Below are 18,468 nucleotides of genomic sequence, written 5' to 3' on the forward strand. Positions count from 1 at the left end.
AATGGTCGAAACCTTACTGGAAGTACGCAACCTGAGTAAGACCTTTCGCTACCGCACCGGGCTGTTCCATCGCCAGACCGTGGAAGCGGTGAAACCGCTGAGCTTTACGCTGCGCGAAAAGCAGACGCTGGCGATTATTGGCGAGAATGGTTCCGGCAAATCCACGCTGGCTAAGATGCTGGCGGGCATGGTTGAGCCAAGCGGCGGTGAAGTGCTGATTGACGATCATCCGCTGGCATTTGGCGATTACTCCTTCCGCAGCCAGCGCATCCGTATGATCTTCCAGGATCCCTCCACCTCGCTCAATCCGCGCCAGCGTATTTCGCAGATCCTGGATTTCCCGCTGCGGCTGAATACCGATCTGGAGCCTGACGCTCGCCGTAAACGTATCTTTGAAACCCTGCGTATGGTCGGACTGCTGCCCGATCACGAAAGTTACTATCCGCATATGCTGGCTCCGGGACAGAAGCAGCGTCTGGGGCTGGCGCGCGCCCTGATTTTGCGCCCGAAGGTGATTATTGCTGACGAAGCACTCGCCTCACTGGATATGTCGATGCGTTCGCAGTTAATTAACCTGATGCTGGAATTGCAGGAAAAACAGGGGATCTCTTATATCTACGTGACCCAACATCTTGGCATGATGAAACACATCAGCGACCAGGTGATGGTCATGCATCAGGGGGAAGTTGTCGAGCGCGGCAGCACGGCGGATGTGCTGGCCTCCCCACTCCACGATTTAACAAAACGCCTGATTGCCGGACATTTTGGTGAAGCGCTAACTGCTGATGCATGGAGAAAGGATCGTTAAAAATATCCCTTAGCTATTGCGTAACCCGCCAGCCAGAAGAGTGAATACCTCAATGGCATGGGGCAGCGTTTTCTGCGGGTCGTCACTCGCGGCAATGAGCAAGGCAGCATTCAGCGCAGCGCCATTCAGCAGATGGGCTGCGACTTTTGCATCAACCGGTTTAAGAACGTCGCATGCGATCATTTTTTCGATGGTGTGACGAGTCGACTCCAGGCAACTGTTCTGGCTAGGCCATTGCGCCGGATCGCCCAGAACAGCTGGACCATCAAGAAGAACGATACGCTGCACTTCCGGAACCAGCGCCATTTTGATATAAGCGACGCCTTCCGCCAGCAACCTCTCCCAGTCATTTTCCGCAGTGGAAGCAATGGCTTTCGCTTTTTCAGCCATTTCACTGTCTATCTGTGCGACTACAGCCGCCAGTAACCCTTTCTTATCGCTGAAATTATGGTACAGCGCACCGCGCGTTAAGCCCACGCTGGCAGTCAGTTCATCCATTGAGGCAGCGGCATATCCTTTTTCAGCAAACGCCTTACGGGCTGCCTGTATCATTTTTTCGCGATTTTCCTGTGCCGTCTCAGCACGACGTTTTGCAGCCATGGGGGTTCCTTGGTTAAGCAGCGTTTTCCATTTGACATACACGGCGTATGTGGATTACATTTTTTCACATACATCGCGTATGTTACTTCTACTTTGTCATCACGACAATAACCTCGACTATAAAAGGAAATGCTATGCACCCACGTGAACCTGTATTCCCGGCCAACCGTCATGCCCTCTATCAAGAGCATGGCTATTCTGCTGCCATCCGCTCGGGCGATTTGTTATTTGTTTCTGGCCAGGTCGGCAGCCGCAGCGATGGCACACCTGAGCCCGATTTCGCCGCTCAGGTACAGCTCGCATTTGATAACCTCCAGGCTACCCTTGCGGCCGCGGGATGTACCTTTGACGATATTATCGATGTAACGACATTTCACACCGACCCTGAAAACCAGTTTCCCGTCATTATGCAGGCGAAAAAAATGGCGTTCCCGCGTCCTCCTTACCCAAACTGGACTGCCATAGGCGTTAACTGGCTCGCTGGTTTTGATTTTGAAATTAAAGTTATTGCCAGAATCCCTTCGCCAGTCAATTAACTTCCGGCATAATTTGCCCAGCATGAAACTCATTTACCGTTAAGTAATAACTGACACGCCAATGAAAGACAGCATCAGAAGGTATATTCTCTCCTGGGTGGAGGAAAATAACTTTACTATTTTACATATTGATGACCTGGTTGCGGATATCGGATACAGCAGACGAACCATTGAAACCTGGTTTAAGGAGCACTATCAGCTCTCGTTAGGAGAATATATTCTCAGAAGAAGGCTGAGCCGTGCTGCTATTATGCTAAGGATGACTTCGATTCCGGTGACGGATATTGCTTATCTTTTCCATTACCAGAGTAGCCAGGGTTTTTCCAGAGCCTTTAAAAAAATGACCGGGCTGACACCCTCTGAGTACAGACGTGCCAGAGTGTGGAATTTTGATGTTTTACAGCCCTCTTTTTTATTAAGCGACCATCAAACTCCAGAACTCGAAATTTGTGAACTGAATGAAACATTTCTCTATACCCATCAAATTATCGAACATGATCATCTTTTTGATACCTCGGTCCATGATATTACTAAAAAAATCAAGAAACTGCTTATCGAAAATCGTCATGAGATTGATCGCATCACCCTTGTGCCTCGCCCACCCGAACGCTTAGGCAAAAGCCGATCTTATCTTGTTGAGGTCTTAATCTCGTATTCCTTACAAAGCGACACGACTGCAAAAAGAGGGACGTGCGTAGTAAAAGGAAAATACGCAAAAATGACCTTCAGCGGTAGCTGGGAGGGCTACAGCGCCTTTAACAAAATTGCCTTCGTTAAAGCAATGGTTAAAAAGCGTCTGGCGTTGCGCGAGGGCATTTATTTAATGCAGTTTAATTCTTACAGCGATGAGCATGTTAATTTTGACGTTTTTATCCCCATTTTATAAGCTCACCCACATTCTGCGTGTCTGCTTACGATTCTGTTTTTACCGTTGTGCTTGGCCTCATAGAGCGCCTCATCCACGTTACGAATAATATCGGTGCTGTTAAGGTTGCTCTGAATGGCTGAGCACACGCCGATACTCAGCGTCACCTCTGCAGGAAGCGCGTAAAGGTTACCCTGTCCGGTCCGGTGCTGGACATTATGGCGAATACGCTCGGCAACGGATACCGCCAGGCTCTCGTCAGTATTCGGTAGCAGAAGACCAAACTCCTCACCGCCCAGTCTGGCAAAAATATCCTTATCCCGGATACTGTCTTTGATAATATCCACCACCGCCAGAAGGACGCGATCCCCTACCGGATGACCCCAGGTATCATTAATAGACTTAAAGTTGTCGATATCCAGCATCATTATGCTCGTGCCTTTTTCTGTCCTGAGCATGCGGTTCCGTTGAAGCGCCTCATAAAAATACTTACGGTTAAAGATCTGCGTAAGCGGGTCGCGATTAATTCGATCGCCAAAAATCTTTAACGTGCTGAATACGTGAAATAACAAGGTGAAAATAACAAATAATTTACTAAATACCTCTACTGTACGGCTAATATACCAGAGTGACATATTATACGTATCGAGCAGCAACAGGAAAAAGTTGTAAATGATGGCGGAGAGACACACCACAATAATACTGTTCCACATGCCTGAAGACAGTCGCGTCACATAGGTCATATAGCAGAGTAAAAACGACCAGAGCGTGATCAGAACGTTAACGTACCGGACATCCCAGACGGGAGCATGCTGGTCACGACCATCTGCCGCTATCGTTAATGATAATGCAGGATGATAGCTGCTCATATAATGGGCCAGAACCGGGAACACAACCAGCGGAATAAATAATGTTAACGCCAGGCTGAACTTATTAATCCGTCCTGACGACGAACGTGTTGTGATTTTTTCCACCCGAACGGCGAGCGCCAGTAAAAAGATAAAGCTTAGTTGCCTGAAAAAATAGAATACAGCCGTGTCGTTTGTTTTTACCGCATTAGAAAAACCAGCGTGTTCAGGATATTGAATAATAACGATCGTTTCAATGAAATAAACCAGTCCACTTAAAAACGCCATACTCAGAATCAATGAGGACAGGTGTGTTCTGTCAGACGCATACTGCATCTGGATGAAAATAAAGATGATGGTATCCAGAAAGAACAGCGCAATCATGACGATTAAATATGTGGTCATGGGTACTCTGAAGCCTGGATTATCATTCACGCAAAAAGAGTTTACCGCGATCATCAGTGCAAATAGAAATGCACCGGAAAGCATGATCATTTTCTCGGCCAACGTAATGTTATTCATCATCCTTCTTACCGCATAACTATAAAGACGCAAACCGCCCCCTGACCGGCACGGTCAGGGGGATCGTACTACTACTCTGAGGTGACATTTACCACGTCACCATGGTTGTCAAAATCAACGTATAACTTTTTATTAGCCTGGAACTGCTGATAAACCGGCTGGGAAAGTGAAAAGCTCATCGCCAGTTCCGCCTCACTCGCCACACGGGCAGGAGGAACCGCAATTCTCTGATGCTTATAGCGGTTGTAAATCGCCCAGAGCACCAGTACCAGCGCGTTAAGTATCGCCAGGATGAAATAGAAGAACAGCCGCAAAAAAGCGTCATTCCCCTGCGTAAACCCCTTCAGGAATAAAGCGATAAACCCCGAGGCAAAGTACACAAACATAGCCCACAAAAGACAGGTTACGATCAGTTCCAGACACTCCCGGAAGACGCTTTTTTGCGAATTGATAATCCAGTGTTTCATGTTACCCCCTTGCAATCCCGCGATCCGGACTGACCCAACGCGCACGAGTGCTACGGGGATTCAGCATCACAACAGTGAACGCGACAAGCGTGGTGAATAAACTGATAAGCCAGAAGATGATCGGATACCAGATGATCCAGAACAGCGTGGCAACGACGTTATGCTCATAGCGGTACTCAATCAGGATACTCACCAGGAATTGCACCAGACACAGGCTGCAAAGCAGCACTCCGGCATTTTCTGACACCGATGAAATGGAGAGCCCTCCCGTTGATCCGTTCTGGATTACCTCCGCCAGGATGACCAACCCACTGACCAGGCAGGTGAATGCCCATGCCGTCGTCGCGCAATATTCCATAAAAAGGGGCCACATATGCCTGTGTTTCCAGCGCCAGAGGGAGCTCATGTTTTTCAGGAAAACCTCCGCGCCCCCCTTCGCCCAACGTAAACGCTGTTTCCACAGCCCGCGCAGCGTTTCCGGCATTAAAATCCAGCACAGCGCCCGCGGTTCATAGAACACAGACCAGCGACGAAGCTGTAGTTTCCAGCTGATATCAATATCCTCCGTGATCATGTCATCGCTCCAGTAACCCACATCCGCCAGCGCGCTCCGGCGGAACGCCGCAATTACCCCTGAAACGGTAAACACCTGGCCATAGACCCGTTGCGTACGTTTGATAAGACCAATGATCGATGAAAATTCACCGACCTGGACTTTGCCGATTAATGTTGAGCGAGTGCGGATCCGCGGATTGCCGGTCACAGCCCCCACACGCGAGTTATCAATCATCGGCGCGACAAGCCAGGCTGCGGCGTCACGATCCAGACAGGCGTCGCCGTCAATGCAAACCAGAAACTCCCCTTTTGCAGCGGCGGCACCACTTTTCAACGCAATTGCTTTTCCCTGGTTCTCCATCAAATGCACAACACGCAGGCGGGGATAACGCTCGGCCAACATATTTAGCTGAAAGCCCGTGTCGTCCGACGATCCGTCATTCACTGCAATAACTTCAAAATTGTCATACCGCTGTGACATAGCCGCCGCGATGGTCTCCTGAATATTTTTCGATTCATTAAAACAAGGGATAACAATCGAAATTAAGGGGTTATCTTTAATCATCGGTACCGACGCATCTTTACCCCACTCCCAGTGCCGCTCGCGATAGAACCAGAAAAAGACGCTGCCTGCTATCCAGAATATCGACATAAAGAACGGCCAGAAAAAGACATATCTCAGCATCACCTCTGCGGAAAACAGCAGGGTTAACCCGACAGGGATACACAACACCAGAATTAAAATAACGATTGAGAAATAGCGATTATTCATCTTCAGGGTACCAGTTCGTTGAGAATTCCGGCCGAATAACATTTATTTTCGGCTGATTATTCAAAAAGTCATCAGGGTAATAGCCATAATGTTTCATTCCAGAGAGCTGCATAATACGCATCCACTCCGCAATCTTGCGGGATTCAATACGCTGGTGTTGCCCGTCCGGTCGCCAGTCCCGAGCCTGAAGCTCGATAATCATCTTATTTTTCCCGTCAGATAAAGCCGCTGCGCGCGCAATAAGTGCCTTAAACCACTTGTCGCTCTCCCGATCCTTCACACCCTCCATGTAGGGCATCGCCATGACGGCCGTCCAGTCATAGTGCGTAAGAAAGTCATTGGGGTTCTGTGCAAACCACGCTTCGCTTTTCGGTTCAATCAGCGGCAACGCATACAGGTTACGCGCCGTTTTGATTTGCGGGCCACGGATAGCTTTTACTTTATCCGCCAGTTCAAGGGTGAAACGGGTGAGTGTTTCGGTTTTGAACCGGGTCCATGCCTCAAATTGCTGCGCGTCATCGCGAATTGCCCTGATATCACGGCTAAAACCCGCTTTTTCATAAGCGGCCAGTGCTACAGAGCTGGCGTCCTCCGTATCGGTCAGCACGGCGTCGTCATGAAAAAGAATGCCGTCAAACGAGGCATGCGCCGCCAGATCTTGATACATATCACCAATGCGCTGCCTCGCCTCAGCATCAAATGGTGACAGACGCCGATACTGTGATGGACTGACCTGAGGACGTTCGTCATCGTCTGCCGCCAGGCTATGCACGCGGGTTAAGTTTGCCGACATATCCCAGCTCAGGACCGGCATCCAGGCATAAACGGCCGCGTTTGCCCGGGTGCGGAGCTGCCACGCAATGCGACTGAAAATGTCAGCCTTCACCGGCAGCCAACGGTTTGGGAAGTAGACCGCCTTCACCAGACCATCACCCGCCGGATCGGCAAACGCCTGCAGGTAAACGGTGGTGATCCCCATATCTTTAACCCTCTGAATGAGGGCATCGATATTTTTTTCCATCTGCCCGGCATCGGGATCAAACACATAGTCCAGATCGACATGCATCACGCGCTGGAACGCTTGTTCCTGCACCCCCGTCACCTGAAGCGCAAACTCTTCAAGGGTAGGGTTGCCATTTATCAATATCCTCGGAATTGAATCCAGCTCCGTGGCCGATGAAAGCCCATCCTCCAGCGTGAAAAACATGTCAAAGCCGAGAGCCTTAAGCTCCTGAATTGCCGTCCCGTTCGCCGCGCCATATGGCCACACCCAGGCCGTAGGGGCTTTACCGGTATGCGTCTTAAAGTGGCTTATCAGCATCTTTGCGTCTTGCCGTATGCGCGAACGATACTCCTTTTCGGTTTCGTAGTGCTGATCGCTCTTGAGAAACTGACGATTCGCAAATGCAGGCAGCATGCTGCCGCTCGGATTCGCCAGGGTGCCAAAATGGCTGTTCCAGGTATGCGCACCTATCTCCACCAGCGGAGAACGGGAAAGCTCCTGTACCTGCTGCCAGGTTGCAAAGCGTTCACGCGCGATCTTTTCATCGCCGTACTGCACCGGTTGCCCGGCGGGGGTGTCAATCCAGTTGCCAACCGGTGCCCATAAAGCAGGCCACTGAAAGGCAACAAGCAGCGGGAAGACACGCGTATAAAAGCTACTGAAGCCGTCGTCGAAGGACAATAAAACCGCTTTTTCCGGTAAGGGCTTACCCCCGCGGTGTGCCTCACGGATCTGCGCCAGGCTAACCGGCTTGTAGCCATTTTCACGTAGCCAGGCAAACTGCTCTTTCAGCGCGGAGGTGCGCACGGACATAAAACGCTGATCCGTTTCGCCATCTTCCACTTCATGATACGCAATCGTCACGAAGCCATTCGCCGGCCATGGCATTTCGGCACGTAACTTTTCGCGCAGGGCCGGGCTGGTATAGGCAGGCCCGCGCCCGTCGACGCACGCGGCTACGAGCATAATGCCAAGCAGCATGAGTAATGTTTGAAATCCTTTCCGTAACATATGTTGCCTCAGAATCGAAGGTTCACATTAAAATCAACAGATAGATTGTGTTCCTGCTTTCCGTCGTAGGGGCGTTTATCCCAGCGTATCGTCGCACTCGCTTCTCCCCCGTCGCGCCAGGACACGCGCTGTCCATAGCCCAGTTGGGTGATGAGCCCGCTGCCATAGCTCTTCTGCCACGCATTTCCTGCACCGGCACTGAATCTCTGCGTCCAGCTGTTTTCGTACCGGCGCCACAGCCGATGATCCAGTGTCATCCCGGCCATCACGTCCATACGTTTTTCCGGACTGAAGTAAGGCACGTCTGACTGACTGTTAATGCCGTAATAGACGCCCGGCTGGAGGTTCAGGCTCACATCAGGCGAAGTCCAGACCTGTTCCTGACCGTTGAGGAAATATTCATTCCGGTGGTTTCCGTCAGAGAAATCGGTCTTCAGATAGCGCGCGCTGTATTGTCGACTTTCATGCTGATACCAGCGTATCTCCATCCCACCGCTGTTCGCGGTAATGCCGTTTTTCATGGCACGCATCGGCGCATTACGCGACACGCGTTCACCTTCCAGCCCCAACTGCCAGCTATCGTTAAAATCGATACGGGTCGAAAGCCGGGCCCCGATTTTTTGATCGCCACTGAAACGTCGGCCTGAGACTTCAGCCTCCGCCCAAAGATCTCGCGAACGCCATTCCAGCCCCATGAGTCCGTCATGCACTACGCCTTTTCCCTCCTGGAAACGGCCGTCAAAAAAGCCGTAGCCAACGAATCCGCGCCAGTTATAATTCAGCGGAGCGCTATAAAGGGTGCTGTTGAAGCTAACATCGTGACGTCCTGCGTCAGGAGAGTCAGAATCAATACCAACCGTTCCTGCCACCCGTAATTCTGCACGCTGGTGGGTAGCAAGCGCCCTACTGAGCTGCTTTACCGCCGCATTGTCAGGAGCGCGTTGCACCACATCCTTTGTCAGCTCCTCAGCCTGTTGCCACTCCTGAAGATCCAGCGCGGCATAGGCCTGTTCGGTTTCCAGGGCAATGCTGGACGGTTCAAGCAACTCGGCCTGCTTTAGGCTCTCTTCTGCGGCTCGTGGCAATCCGCGTGCAAGAAGAACGCGCGCATGGTCAATACGCAATCCCTGGTTACCCGGCGCCGCCTGTGCAAGGTTGCGCGTCAGTGATTCCGCTCGGGCCAGGTCCTGTTCGTACATCGCCAGCGAGGAACGGAACTGTTGCCCTTCAAGCCACTTATCATTCGGCACGGGCACTGACGATCCGCGCGGATATACGGTGGCCGGCGTGGTATCAACGACGCGTTTCGTCAGCAGCATCGCAGGGCGGTAGTTTTCACTCTCCAGGTGGCTATAAAACAGATCGGCACGTTCCTCCTCCGAAATGTCATCGACCTTCTGGGGTGTCTGATAAAACAGCCTTGAGAGCATTGCCTGCGCCCGATCGGGCTGACCCGTTTTGAGATACGCCGACGCCACCCAGTACTGGGCATACTCCGGCAGCACGAAGTCATCCTGTTGCATCTGCTGATATTGCGCGATGACCTCTTCGTGGCGATTGCGTGAAAGCAAGGCCCCGAGTCTGTCGACGTAAATCCGGCGGTATACCGCGTCATACTCCGGCTTATTTTTCCACTCGGCGATCATCCCGTCATAAAGGGATAAAGCCCGATCGGCGATAACGTAGCGCTCTTTTTCGCTGCGGGTCGGCATGAACGCCAGCCTGACTAACTCAGCCGCCGCGTCCGCGCGTTCGCTGGCCTGTGGCTGTTTCCCCTGCGCCTGCACATGCTTGAGTTCGGTTGCCGGCAACTGATTGTTTGCCAGCGCCTCACGCCAGGCATCAAACAACGTTTCCGGGTGTGCTGACTGGCGCATCGCCTGTGTGATGGCCAGTAATTCTTCGGGGTAATGGCCGGCAAGCCTGTGTACATACGCTTCCGCCAGAGAATTTTTGCTGTCTGGCGCTCTTTTTTGCAGCAGGCGTATTTCGCGCAGCGCCCCGTCATACTCACCGCTGTCGGCGAGGGTCAATACTCTTCCCCGGCAAAACTCCGCCGTGTACGGGCTTTCATCACAGATACGGTTCCAGACTTGTAGCGCTTTTTTCCACTCCTGCTTATTGCGCCAGGCAACCGCCAGTGCGGCCAAGGCTCTCGCCGGCAGCGTGTAATTCTGGTGACGGGAATAGACCTCGATGACCTCGTCATTTTTGCCTGCCCAGAGGGCGATCTGCATCCAGTCGGCAACCTGAGATTCATCAAGCTGGTGATGACCCGAAAACCAGGTTAATGCAGGTTGTGTATTGCCTTTTCTCGCCTCGATAATCATGGCGTCGTACTGATTATTATCCGCGGGCATCATGGCCGACACCGTCACGTATGGGAGAGAAAACGTTCCGGCAATTAACGTTTTTGCTAATAACTGTGCAATCCTCATGCATATAATCCATATATCCGTATAAAATAAACTTAGCGCTGCATTTTATTTTGTATTAGATAACGTGAAAAATATTCTTCTCCTGACGCGTATTGAAAAAAATGGCGAAATTCAGCTAACTTACTTTCATATTTTTCCCTGTCCTTCTCTGAGATCCTTTTCAGAACACAATCCTGTAATGAGTCCATTCCCAGCCACTCGCTAAATGCGACGGACCAGGCAATCGAGTCGATATCATCGTCATCGTATTGATACATTTCCTCTTTCATCAATTACAACTCCCTTTGTAAGATATTTATTTCTAAGCGGATGCACGAAATATTTCCTGTTTTCAAATTTTTACTTTACGCGTAAATATAAGAATGAAATTTCTGATGTGCTTCGACCCGCGATAAATTTTAGTCAGTTGAAACGGCTGAACGGATCATTTTGCGCAAAAGGTCCGGGCGTATCGACGTGGCGGCGTCGTTCTCCCTTCTCTGGTTGGATGAGGCGAACCTGACGCGCAGTGGTATACTGCTGAGAACCCTGTGAAACAGAATAGTAAAGCGTCAGCTCAATACTTCCCGGGAGCCCCGTCGCGGCAGAAGAGCAAGAAATAGCGTGACACAAGGGGCAGTGAGTGGGCTATAATTTCGAGCTGATTTCGAATAATTTTGAAATACTGCCTGTAACGCTATGAATTACAAGGCAAAATAAGCAATGAATATAAGGATTAAAGCTATGGGTTTTCTTTCCGGTAAGCGCATTCTGGTAACCGGCGTTGCCAGCAAACTGTCCATCGCATACGGCATCGCACAGGCAATGCATCGCGAAGGCGCTGAGCTGGCGTTCACCTACCAGAACGACAAGCTGAAAGGCCGTGTTGAAGAATTTGCCGCGCAGCTGGGTTCCAGCATTGTTCTGGAATGTGACGTTGCACAAGATGAAAGCATCGATGGCATGTTTGCTGAACTGGCAAAATCGTGGGACAAATTCGACGGTTTCGTTCACTCCATCGGCTTCGCACCTGGCGACCAGCTGGACGGTGACTACGTGAACGCGGTAACCCGCGATGGCTTTAAAATCGCTCACGACATCAGCTCTTACAGCTTTGTTGCGATGGCGAAATCTTGCCGTGCCATGCTGAACCCGGGCTCCGCCCTGCTGACCCTGTCCTACCTGGGCGCAGAGCGCGCAATCCCTAACTACAACGTGATGGGTCTGGCTAAAGCGTCTCTGGAAGCAAACGTCCGCTACATGGCGAACGCAATGGGCCCTGAAGGCGTGCGCGTTAACGCCATCTCTGCAGGTCCAATCCGCACCCTGGCGGCTTCCGGTATCAAAGATTTCCGTAAAATGCTGGCACACTGCGAAGCGGTTACCCCGATTCGTCGTACCGTTACCATTGAAGATGTGGGTAACTCTGCAGCATTCCTGTGCTCTGACCTTTCCGCGGGTATCTCCGGCGAAGTGGTTCACGTTGACGGCGGCTTCAACATCGCTGCAATGAACGAGCTGGAAATTAAATAAGTTTGTGACTCTCTTCCCGGGCGGGAAGAGAGTTTTTCCCGTCCCGCCCTCTCTCGTTATTCCGTTCTGCTATTTGTTATCACCTAACAATATTTTTCCCCTCATCCGCCTTACGCCAGGATATTGATCGCCATTTTGAGATCAAGGAACGCCCATGGAACAACGCCGTTTTTCCGGCAAAGGCCACTGGTACCACGAAACCCAGTCAAACCACGCGCAGACGGATGTCCTGCCTCTGGTGCCCGAAGCCGCTAACATCGACGATCGTTTTTTGCTCGATTTAGCCTTACCGGATGAGATTGTTACTGCCTGTGCTGGCTGGCTTACTCCTGCCCGGGCGTTATGTCACCGGCTGTTTCCACTCGATATCGCCGTCAACCGTCTGCATACGCTGAGTGCCTACGACAGGCTAAGCACCGCGCTGACGGTGGCGCAGGCCTGCGGGGTTCAAAGGCTCTGTAACCACTACGCCGCCCTTCTCGCCCCCCTTCCCGGCCCGGACTCCTCTCGCGAAAGTAACCGCCGTCTGGCCCAGATCACGCAGTATGCCCGCCAGCTTGCCAGCTCACCGGATGTCATTGATGATAAAGCGCAGAACCAGCTTGATGAGGTGGGTCTGACAACGTATGACATCGTGCTCATCAGCCAGATTATTGGCTTCATCGGTTTTCAGGCCCGCGTGGTAGCAGTATTTCAGGCGCTGCTGGGCCACCCCGTACGCTGGTTGCCGGGACACCATATTCAACCGCACACGCTGCCCGCCAGGCCCGGCGTCTGGATCGCTCTACTGCCTGTCGTGGAACTGCGCTATGCCAGTGCGCATCAACTCGAGTCGCTTTCACGCTGGCAAGCCGAGCCCGCCCTTCAGGCGCTGACGCCTGTGCTCTGCCACGAACCCACGTTGCTCGATCTGACGGGAGAAATCCTGAATCATTGCCGCAATGAAGACCGGGCCGCGTCGCCTGCGCTCTTAGCGGCCGTGGAGTTGTTGACACGTTCACCGGACCGTTTCAGTGCAGCACAGTTTAACCCGCTCACGGAGGAAGGACTTCCCGCTGGCCGGGCGATTGCACTGCTTACGCGAAGCGCGTTAGACGGCTGGCTGGAGCGTTTGAAAGTGGCGCTTGGCAAAGCGGAATAACCATACTATTTACCCAAAGAGCGCTTGCTGTGGCAGTGAGAATCGCGTAAAACTGTCAGCCGCTCAATGGCTACGAAAATAGAACATTATGTTTCAGGACAACCCGCTGCTAGCGCAGCTTAAACAGCAACTGCATTCCCAGACGCCGCGTGCAGAAGGGGTCGTAAAAGCCACGGAAAAAGGCTTTGGTTTCCTTGAAGTCGACGCGCAGAAAAGCTACTTCATTCCGCCACCGCAGATGAAGAAAGTGATGCACGGCGACCGCGTCATGGCGGTTATTCATACCGAAAAAGAGCGTGAATCTGCCGAGCCGGAAGAACTGATCGAGCCGTTCCTGACCCGTTTTGTGGGCAAGGTGCAGAGAAAAGACGATCGTCTCTCCATCGTGCCGGATCATCCTCTGCTGAAAGACGCCATCCCCTGCCGTGCCGCTCGCGGCGTTGAGCATGATTTTAAAGAAGGTGACTGGGCCGTTGCCGAAATGCGCCGTCATCCACTGAAAGGCGATCGCGGTTTCTATGCGGAACTGACCCAGTTCATCACGTTCGGTGATGACCATTTTGTACCGTGGTGGGTTACGCTTGCGCGCCATAATCTTGAGAAAGAAGCCCCGAACGGCGTCGCCACCGAGATGCAGGACGAAGGTCTTGAGCGTCGCGATCTGACTGCCCTGGAGTTTGTTACTATCGACAGCGCCAGTACGCAAGATATGGATGATGCGCTGTACGCTGAAGAACTTGCCGACGGCAAACTGCTGTTAACCGTGGCCATTGCCGATCCTACCGCCTGGATTGCCGAAGGCAGCAAGCTGGACGATATCGCGAAAATCCGTGCGTTCACCAACTATCTGCCGGGCTTTAACATCCCGATGTTGCCTCGTGAACTCTCCGACGATCTCTGTTCGCTGCGGCCGAACGAAGTGCGTCCGGTGCTCGCCTGCCGCATGACCATTGCTGCGGACGGCACAATTGAAGATGATATCGAATTCTTCGCGGCCACCATTGAATCTAAAGCCAAGCTGGCTTACGACGACGTCTCTGACTGGCTGGAGAGCACGGGCAGCTGGGAACCGGCCTCTGAGGCCGTTGCCGCACAGATTCGTCTGCTGCATCGCATCTGTCTGAGCCGCAGCGAGTGGCGTCAAACCCATGCGCTGGTGTTCAAGGATCGTCCGGACTATCGCTTCGTTCTGGGCGAAAAAGGCGAAGTGCTGGATATCGTGGCCGAACCACGACGCATTGCGAACCGCATCGTCGAAGAAGCGATGATTTCCGCCAATATTTGTGCCGCACGCGTGCTGCGCGACAAGCTGGGCTTCGGCATTTATAACGTTCATACCGGGTTTGATCCGGCGAACACCGAAGCGCTGGCCGCCTTACTGAAGAACCATGATGTGCATGTTGACCCGGAAGAAGTGCTAACCTTGCAGGGCTTCTGCAAGCTGCGCCGCGAGCTGGACGCACAGCCTTCTGGTTTCCTCGACAGCCGTATTCGTCGCTTCCAGTCCTTTGCCGAGATCAGCACTGAGCCTGGCCCACACTTCGGCCTCGGTCTTGAAGCCTACGCCACCTGGACATCTCCAATTCGTAAGTATGGCGATATGGTTAACCATCGCCTGCTGAAAGCGATCATTAAGGGCGAATCAATTGCGCGTCCTCAGGATGACACGACCCTGCAGATGGCAGATCGTCGGCGCCTGAACCGCATGGCGGAACGTGACGTAGGTGACTGGCTGTACGCCCGCTTCCTGCAGGACAAAGCCGGCACAGACACTCGCTTCGCTGCAGAAATCATTGATATCAGCCGTGGGGGGATGCGCGTACGTCTGGTGGATAATGGGGCGGTGGCCTTTATCCCTGCGCCGTTCCTGCATGCCGTTCGCGATGAACTTGTCTGTAGCCAGGAAAACGGGACTGTGCAAATCAAAGGTGAAACGGTTTACAAGGTCACCGACGTGATTGACGTAACTATCGCCGAAGTCCGCATGGAAACCCGCAGCATCATCGCGCGCCCTGCCGCCTGATAAGCTGTTCAATTGTCGGCCCTTTCCTTGCCGGACGGGCCGACAATTTTTTCTTTTACGCCACGCTGCAAATTCTTCATTTTTTCTTACTATTTTCAGACTTCCCTCGCCCAAATTCGCCAGAATTATCTACAGTAAAAGAGTGCCGTTATATTCGGTTACGTGAATTTTTATTTGCTAAGTATCCTTTTTTACCTGACTCGTTTTATTATAAGAAACCCGGGAAAAAACAATAAGTTCACATCGGTCTGGCCGTGGTCTCACCTCGAAAAAGCCGATTGCAACGGAATAAATTGTGCGCTAACAGGCAGCTGCAGGAGAAAACATGATGGACGATCGGGAGCAGAATTTGCTGTTTCGTTACATGGGAACTCACAGCCCCTGGTGGCGACTGACAGCAGACAGCAATGCTCTGCACCTTTCCACCAGCGAAAATGCCGATGTCACTCAGGTGGTGGCGCTGGATGATGAACAGGCCGAACTTATTCGCCAGTTAACCGTCATTACGTCCAGTATCTCTATGACGCTCTCGTTGTACGGCGAAGATGTTCCTGTTCACCTTGTCGGACGCAAAATAACCCGTAATGAGTGGGCCGGAACTGCCTCTGCGTGGAACGATACGCCTTCCGTAGCCCGGGACCTGGCTCAGGGGCTGTCCTTTGCGGAACAAGTGGTTTCGGAAGCCAACTCCGTTATCGTAATCCTCGATCAGCACGGCAATATTCAGCGGTTTAACCGCCTGAGCGAGGAGTACACCGGCCTGAAAGAACAAGAAGTTATCGGCCAGAACGTGTTTAAGCTGTTTATGAGCCGCAGTGAAGCGGCAGCCTCTAAGCGCAACATCACCGGCTTCTTTCGCAACGGCAGCTCTTACGAAGTCGAGCGCTGGATCAAAACGCGAAAAGGACAACGGTTGTTTCTGTTCAGAAACAAATTTGTCCACAGCGGCAGCGGTAAAAATGAAATTTTTCTTATCTGTTCCGGCACCGATATTACGGAGGAGCGCCGCGCCCAGGAGCGTCTGCGGGTGCTGGCCAATACCGACACCATCACCGGGTTGCCGAACCGCAACGCGATCCACGAACTGATTTCAGATGCCATCGACAGCCGCGGTGAGACGCAGGTTGGCGTGGTGTATCTCGATCTCGATAACTTCAAAAAGGTGAACGACGCCTACGGGCACATGTTTGGCGATCAGTTATTACAGGCGGTCGCGCTGGCCATTCTGAGCTGTCTGGAAGAAGGCCAGGTGCTGGCGCGACTCGGCGGCGATGAATTTATTGTCATGGCCACCAATACCTCTCAGGGTTCTCTGGAAGCGATGGCATCACGCATTCTGACCCGTCTGCGCCAGCCGTTCAGAATTGGTTTGATTGAAATTTATACCGGTTGCTCGTTAGGTATCGCCCTCGCCCCGCAGCACGGTAACGATCGGGAAAGCGTCATCCGCAATGCCGATACCGCCATGTACACCGCAAAAGAGAACGGCCGGGGTAAGTTCTGCGTCTTCTCGCCGGAAATGAACCAGCGCGTGTTTGAGTATCTCTGGCTGGATACCAACCTGCGCAAAGCGCTGGATAACGATCAACTGCTGATCCACTACCAGCCTAAAGTCACCTGGCGTGGTGAAGTCAGAAGCCTTGAAGCGCTGGTGCGCTGGCAATCACCAGAACGCGGGTTGATTCCTCCGCTGGAGTTTATCTCGTATGCTGAGGAGTCAGGGCTGATTGTGCCGCTTGGCCGCTGGGTCATGCTTGATGTGGTTCGCCAGGTGGCGAAATGGCGCGACAAAGGCATTAACCTGCGCGTGGCGGTGAACGTCTCGGCCCGTCAGCTGGCAGATCAAACCATTTTCAGCGACTTGAAACAGGCCCTGAAGGATCTGGATTTTGAATACTGCCCTATCGACGTTGAGTTAACGGAAAGTTGCCTCATTGAAAACGAAGAGCTGGCGCTGTCGGTGATCCAGCAGTTCAGCCAGCTTGGTGCGCAAATCCATCTGGACGATTTTGGTACCGGCTACTCGTCTTTGTCGCAGCTGGCACGCTTCCCCATCGATGCGATAAAACTCGATCAGTCATTTGTCCGGGATATTCATAAACAGTCTATTTCCCAGTCGCTGGTGCGGGCCATCGTCGCGGTGGCACAGGCACTGAATTTGCAGGTCATTGCCGAAGGTGTGGAGAACGCAAAAGAAGACGCCTTTCTGACTAAGAACGGCGTCAACGAACGGCAGGGTTTTCTCTTTGCTAAGCCCATGCCCGCTGCCGCATTCGAGCGATGGCTAAAGCGATATCAGGCGCGTAAACAGCACTAACTGGCTTTGCGTAAACCCGCCGCCTGGTGGCGGTTTTGCAGCATGACCAGACGCTCCATATAAGCGATATCTTTTGGTTCAAGGCAGAACGCAGCGTCAACCCAATCTTCCGTGATATCCATCAGCTCACTGCGAGGCAGCTGCAGCACGCGGGTACGGGCGCGTAACATCGCCTTTACGCCGTTCATCTTCGGCCGCAGCGTGTCAATGAACGTTCTGACGGAGACGTAACTTTGCCCGGGTTCGAACAGGACATCCACTAACCCATGCTGTTCATACCATTCTGCCGTATGAGACTCCCCTTTGTAGATGAGCTCCTCCGCCAGCTTCATGCCTGAGCGGCGAGCAACCAGCGAGTACCCCCCCATGCCGGGGAAAAGGTTGAAGGCGATCTCAGGGAAGCCTAAGCGGGCATCGCGCTGGGACAGCACAAAGTGGTGCGCCAGCGCGGCTTCGAATCCGCCCCCTAACGCACTGCCTTCGACCATCGCCAGGGTAATAGCCCCCGTATCAAAACCCCGTGACGCCGCATGAACGCAGTCCACGCAGGCACGGGCATAGGCTCTTAACGCCTCGCGGCGTCCGTTTTGGATACATTCGACAAAGAACTGTAAATCACCTCCCGCATTGTACATCTCGGGTACCAGCGAACCGGTAACCCAAAAATCGACCGCAAACCCGGACTGGCGAACGAGCCAGGAGAGGTTCATGATCTCTTCGATTAACGCATGGTTGAAGCAAGGTCGTGGCTGCGCCCGCAACATCATCCAGACTGTGCGGCGCTCCTCCTCATAATACCCGGACAACTGAGTGAAACGTTCAGTATCGGTAAACAGTGTGCAGGTAGTCTGATTGATAACTGTCATAGTCTAATTCCTCATATAAAAAAGCGCCTTGCGCGCAGTTTTAGACTAATCCACTCATTCATCACGCTGCATGCGGGGGAATAAATTTATTACTTTCATTTATGTAATTTAGTTATTGCATTTTTTCCCTTCTCTTTTGAATCCATTTTCTGCATCATTGAAAATATTAACTTTTCGTACCCGG

The 18,468-nt window shown here is 52.4% G+C and carries 15 protein-coding genes; 7 read left to right on the top strand and 8 right to left on the bottom strand.

Annotation, left to right across the window (positions count from 1 at the left end; translation table 11 throughout):
• Position 1 precedes the first annotated feature (1 nt).
• Positions 2-808, top strand: coding sequence for a putrescine export ABC transporter ATP-binding protein SapF (gene sapF, locus ACQG19_RS13610; RefSeq protein WP_013096393.1), 807 nt, complete (start codon positions 2-4; stop codon positions 806-808).
• A 9-nt stretch (positions 809-817) separates the two neighbouring features.
• Here the strand turns inward: sapF and ACQG19_RS13615 are convergent, their stop codons facing one another.
• Positions 818-1,408 carry a TetR/AcrR family transcriptional regulator gene (locus tag ACQG19_RS13615; RefSeq protein WP_095907902.1) on the bottom strand — a complete coding sequence of 197 codons (591 nt, stop codon included), beginning with the start codon at positions 1,406-1,408 and terminating at the stop codon, positions 818-820.
• Positions 1,409-1,542: 134 nt separating this feature from the next.
• Between ACQG19_RS13615 and ACQG19_RS13620 the strand changes: the two genes are divergently transcribed.
• Positions 1,543-1,944, top strand: coding sequence for a RidA family protein (locus ACQG19_RS13620; protein WP_058681309.1), 402 nt, complete (start codon positions 1,543-1,545; stop codon positions 1,942-1,944).
• A gap of 61 nt (positions 1,945-2,005) precedes the next feature.
• Positions 2,006-2,830 carry a helix-turn-helix transcriptional regulator gene (locus ACQG19_RS13625; protein WP_058681310.1) on the top strand — a complete coding sequence of 275 codons (825 nt, stop codon included), beginning with the start codon at positions 2,006-2,008 and terminating at the stop codon, positions 2,828-2,830.
• 2 nt (positions 2,831-2,832) lie between these two features.
• Here the strand turns inward: ACQG19_RS13625 and ACQG19_RS13630 are convergent, their stop codons facing one another.
• From ACQG19_RS13630 to ACQG19_RS13655, 6 genes are all read right to left on the bottom strand, one after another.
• On the bottom strand, positions 2,833-4,182 hold the full coding sequence (locus ACQG19_RS13630) for a sensor domain-containing diguanylate cyclase (RefSeq protein WP_228486034.1): 1,350 nt from the start codon (positions 4,180-4,182) through the stop codon (positions 2,833-2,835).
• Positions 4,183-4,250: 68 nt separating this feature from the next.
• Positions 4,251-4,646: a poly-beta-1,6-N-acetyl-D-glucosamine biosynthesis protein PgaD gene (gene pgaD / locus ACQG19_RS13635; protein ID WP_102752864.1), complete on the bottom strand. Its 396-nt coding sequence runs from the start codon at positions 4,644-4,646 to the stop codon at positions 4,251-4,253.
• Position 4,647: 1 nt separating this feature from the next.
• Positions 4,648-5,973: a poly-beta-1,6-N-acetyl-D-glucosamine synthase gene (gene pgaC / locus ACQG19_RS13640; RefSeq protein ID WP_194500498.1), complete on the bottom strand. Its 1,326-nt coding sequence runs from the start codon at positions 5,971-5,973 to the stop codon at positions 4,648-4,650.
• Positions 5,966-7,987 carry a poly-beta-1,6-N-acetyl-D-glucosamine N-deacetylase PgaB gene (gene pgaB / locus ACQG19_RS13645; protein WP_194500497.1) on the bottom strand — a complete coding sequence of 674 codons (2,022 nt, stop codon included), beginning with the start codon at positions 7,985-7,987 and terminating at the stop codon, positions 5,966-5,968. Before pgaB ends, pgaC begins: the two co-directional genes overlap by 8 nt.
• A gap of 8 nt (positions 7,988-7,995) precedes the next feature.
• Positions 7,996-10,425 carry a poly-beta-1,6 N-acetyl-D-glucosamine export porin PgaA gene (pgaA, locus tag ACQG19_RS13650; RefSeq protein ID WP_246931671.1) on the bottom strand — a complete coding sequence of 810 codons (2,430 nt, stop codon included), beginning with the start codon at positions 10,423-10,425 and terminating at the stop codon, positions 7,996-7,998.
• Positions 10,426-10,457: 32 nt separating this feature from the next.
• Positions 10,458-10,694 (bottom strand): hypothetical protein, encoded by a 237-nt coding sequence (locus tag ACQG19_RS13655; RefSeq protein ID WP_058681314.1) that lies wholly within the window; start codon positions 10,692-10,694, stop codon positions 10,458-10,460.
• Positions 10,695-11,148: 454 nt separating this feature from the next.
• Here ACQG19_RS13655 and fabI point away from each other — a divergent pair, with 454 nt between their 5' ends.
• The 4 genes from fabI to pdeR all read left to right on the top strand — a co-directional run bounded on the left by fabI (position 11,149) and on the right by pdeR (position 17,418).
• Complete coding sequence (gene fabI / locus ACQG19_RS13660) at positions 11,149-11,937, top strand: enoyl-ACP reductase FabI (protein ID WP_013096384.1); 789 nt, start codon at positions 11,149-11,151, stop codon at positions 11,935-11,937.
• Between the two features lie 154 nt (positions 11,938-12,091).
• Positions 12,092-13,078 (top strand): CMD domain-containing protein, encoded by a 987-nt coding sequence (locus ACQG19_RS13665; RefSeq protein ID WP_222168461.1) that lies wholly within the window; start codon positions 12,092-12,094, stop codon positions 13,076-13,078.
• An 88-nt stretch (positions 13,079-13,166) separates the two neighbouring features.
• Entirely contained in the window at positions 13,167-15,101 is a 1,935-nt protein-coding gene (locus ACQG19_RS13670; RefSeq protein ID WP_058684608.1) for an exoribonuclease II, read from the top strand.
• 325 nt (positions 15,102-15,426) lie between these two features.
• Entirely contained in the window at positions 15,427-17,418 is a 1,992-nt protein-coding gene (gene pdeR, locus ACQG19_RS13675) for a cyclic di-GMP phosphodiesterase (RefSeq protein ID WP_222168462.1), read from the top strand.
• Here the strand turns inward: pdeR and ACQG19_RS13680 are convergent.
• A complete protein-coding gene (locus ACQG19_RS13680) occupies positions 17,415-18,284 on the bottom strand; it encodes a crotonase/enoyl-CoA hydratase family protein (RefSeq protein WP_045903104.1) in 870 nt (289 codons plus the stop codon). The two genes, pdeR and ACQG19_RS13680, sit on opposite strands and share 4 nt — an antisense overlap.
• Positions 18,285-18,468 lie beyond the last annotated feature (184 nt).

It is taken from the genome of Enterobacter cloacae complex sp. 277I4 (assembly GCF_050031465.1).
Lineage (GTDB): Bacteria > Pseudomonadota > Gammaproteobacteria > Enterobacterales > Enterobacteriaceae > Enterobacter > Enterobacter cloacae.

Excerpts from the sequence above, each read along its gene's own strand:
- pgaB (WP_194500497.1), bottom strand. The coding sequence starts at position 7,987 with ATGTTACGGAAAGGATTTCAAACATTACTCATGCTGCTTGGCATTATG.
- fabI (WP_013096384.1), top strand. The coding sequence starts at position 11,149 with ATGGGTTTTCTTTCCGGTAAGCGCATTCTGGTAACCGGCGTTGCCAGC.
- ACQG19_RS13665 (WP_222168461.1), top strand. The coding sequence starts at position 12,092 with ATGGAACAACGCCGTTTTTCCGGCAAAGGCCACTGGTACCACGAAACC.
- pgaC (WP_194500498.1), bottom strand. The coding sequence starts at position 5,973 with ATGAATAATCGCTATTTCTCAATCGTTATTTTAATTCTGGTGTTGTGT.
- pgaD (WP_102752864.1), bottom strand. The coding sequence starts at position 4,646 with ATGAAACACTGGATTATCAATTCGCAAAAAAGCGTCTTCCGGGAGTGT.
- sapF (WP_013096393.1), top strand. The coding sequence starts at position 2 with ATGGTCGAAACCTTACTGGAAGTACGCAACCTGAGTAAGACCTTTCGC.
- ACQG19_RS13670 (WP_058684608.1), top strand. The coding sequence starts at position 13,167 with ATGTTTCAGGACAACCCGCTGCTAGCGCAGCTTAAACAGCAACTGCAT.
- pdeR (WP_222168462.1), top strand. The coding sequence starts at position 15,427 with ATGATGGACGATCGGGAGCAGAATTTGCTGTTTCGTTACATGGGAACT.
- ACQG19_RS13680 (WP_045903104.1), bottom strand. The coding sequence starts at position 18,284 with ATGACAGTTATCAATCAGACTACCTGCACACTGTTTACCGATACTGAA.
- ACQG19_RS13625 (WP_058681310.1), top strand. The coding sequence starts at position 2,006 with ATGAAAGACAGCATCAGAAGGTATATTCTCTCCTGGGTGGAGGAAAAT.
- ACQG19_RS13620 (WP_058681309.1), top strand. The coding sequence starts at position 1,543 with ATGCACCCACGTGAACCTGTATTCCCGGCCAACCGTCATGCCCTCTAT.
- ACQG19_RS13655 (WP_058681314.1), bottom strand. The coding sequence starts at position 10,694 with ATGAAAGAGGAAATGTATCAATACGATGACGATGATATCGACTCGATT.
- ACQG19_RS13615 (WP_095907902.1), bottom strand. The coding sequence starts at position 1,408 with ATGGCTGCAAAACGTCGTGCTGAGACGGCACAGGAAAATCGCGAAAAA.
- pgaA (WP_246931671.1), bottom strand. The coding sequence starts at position 10,425 with ATGAGGATTGCACAGTTATTAGCAAAAACGTTAATTGCCGGAACGTTT.
- ACQG19_RS13630 (WP_228486034.1), bottom strand. The coding sequence starts at position 4,182 with ATGATGAATAACATTACGTTGGCCGAGAAAATGATCATGCTTTCCGGT.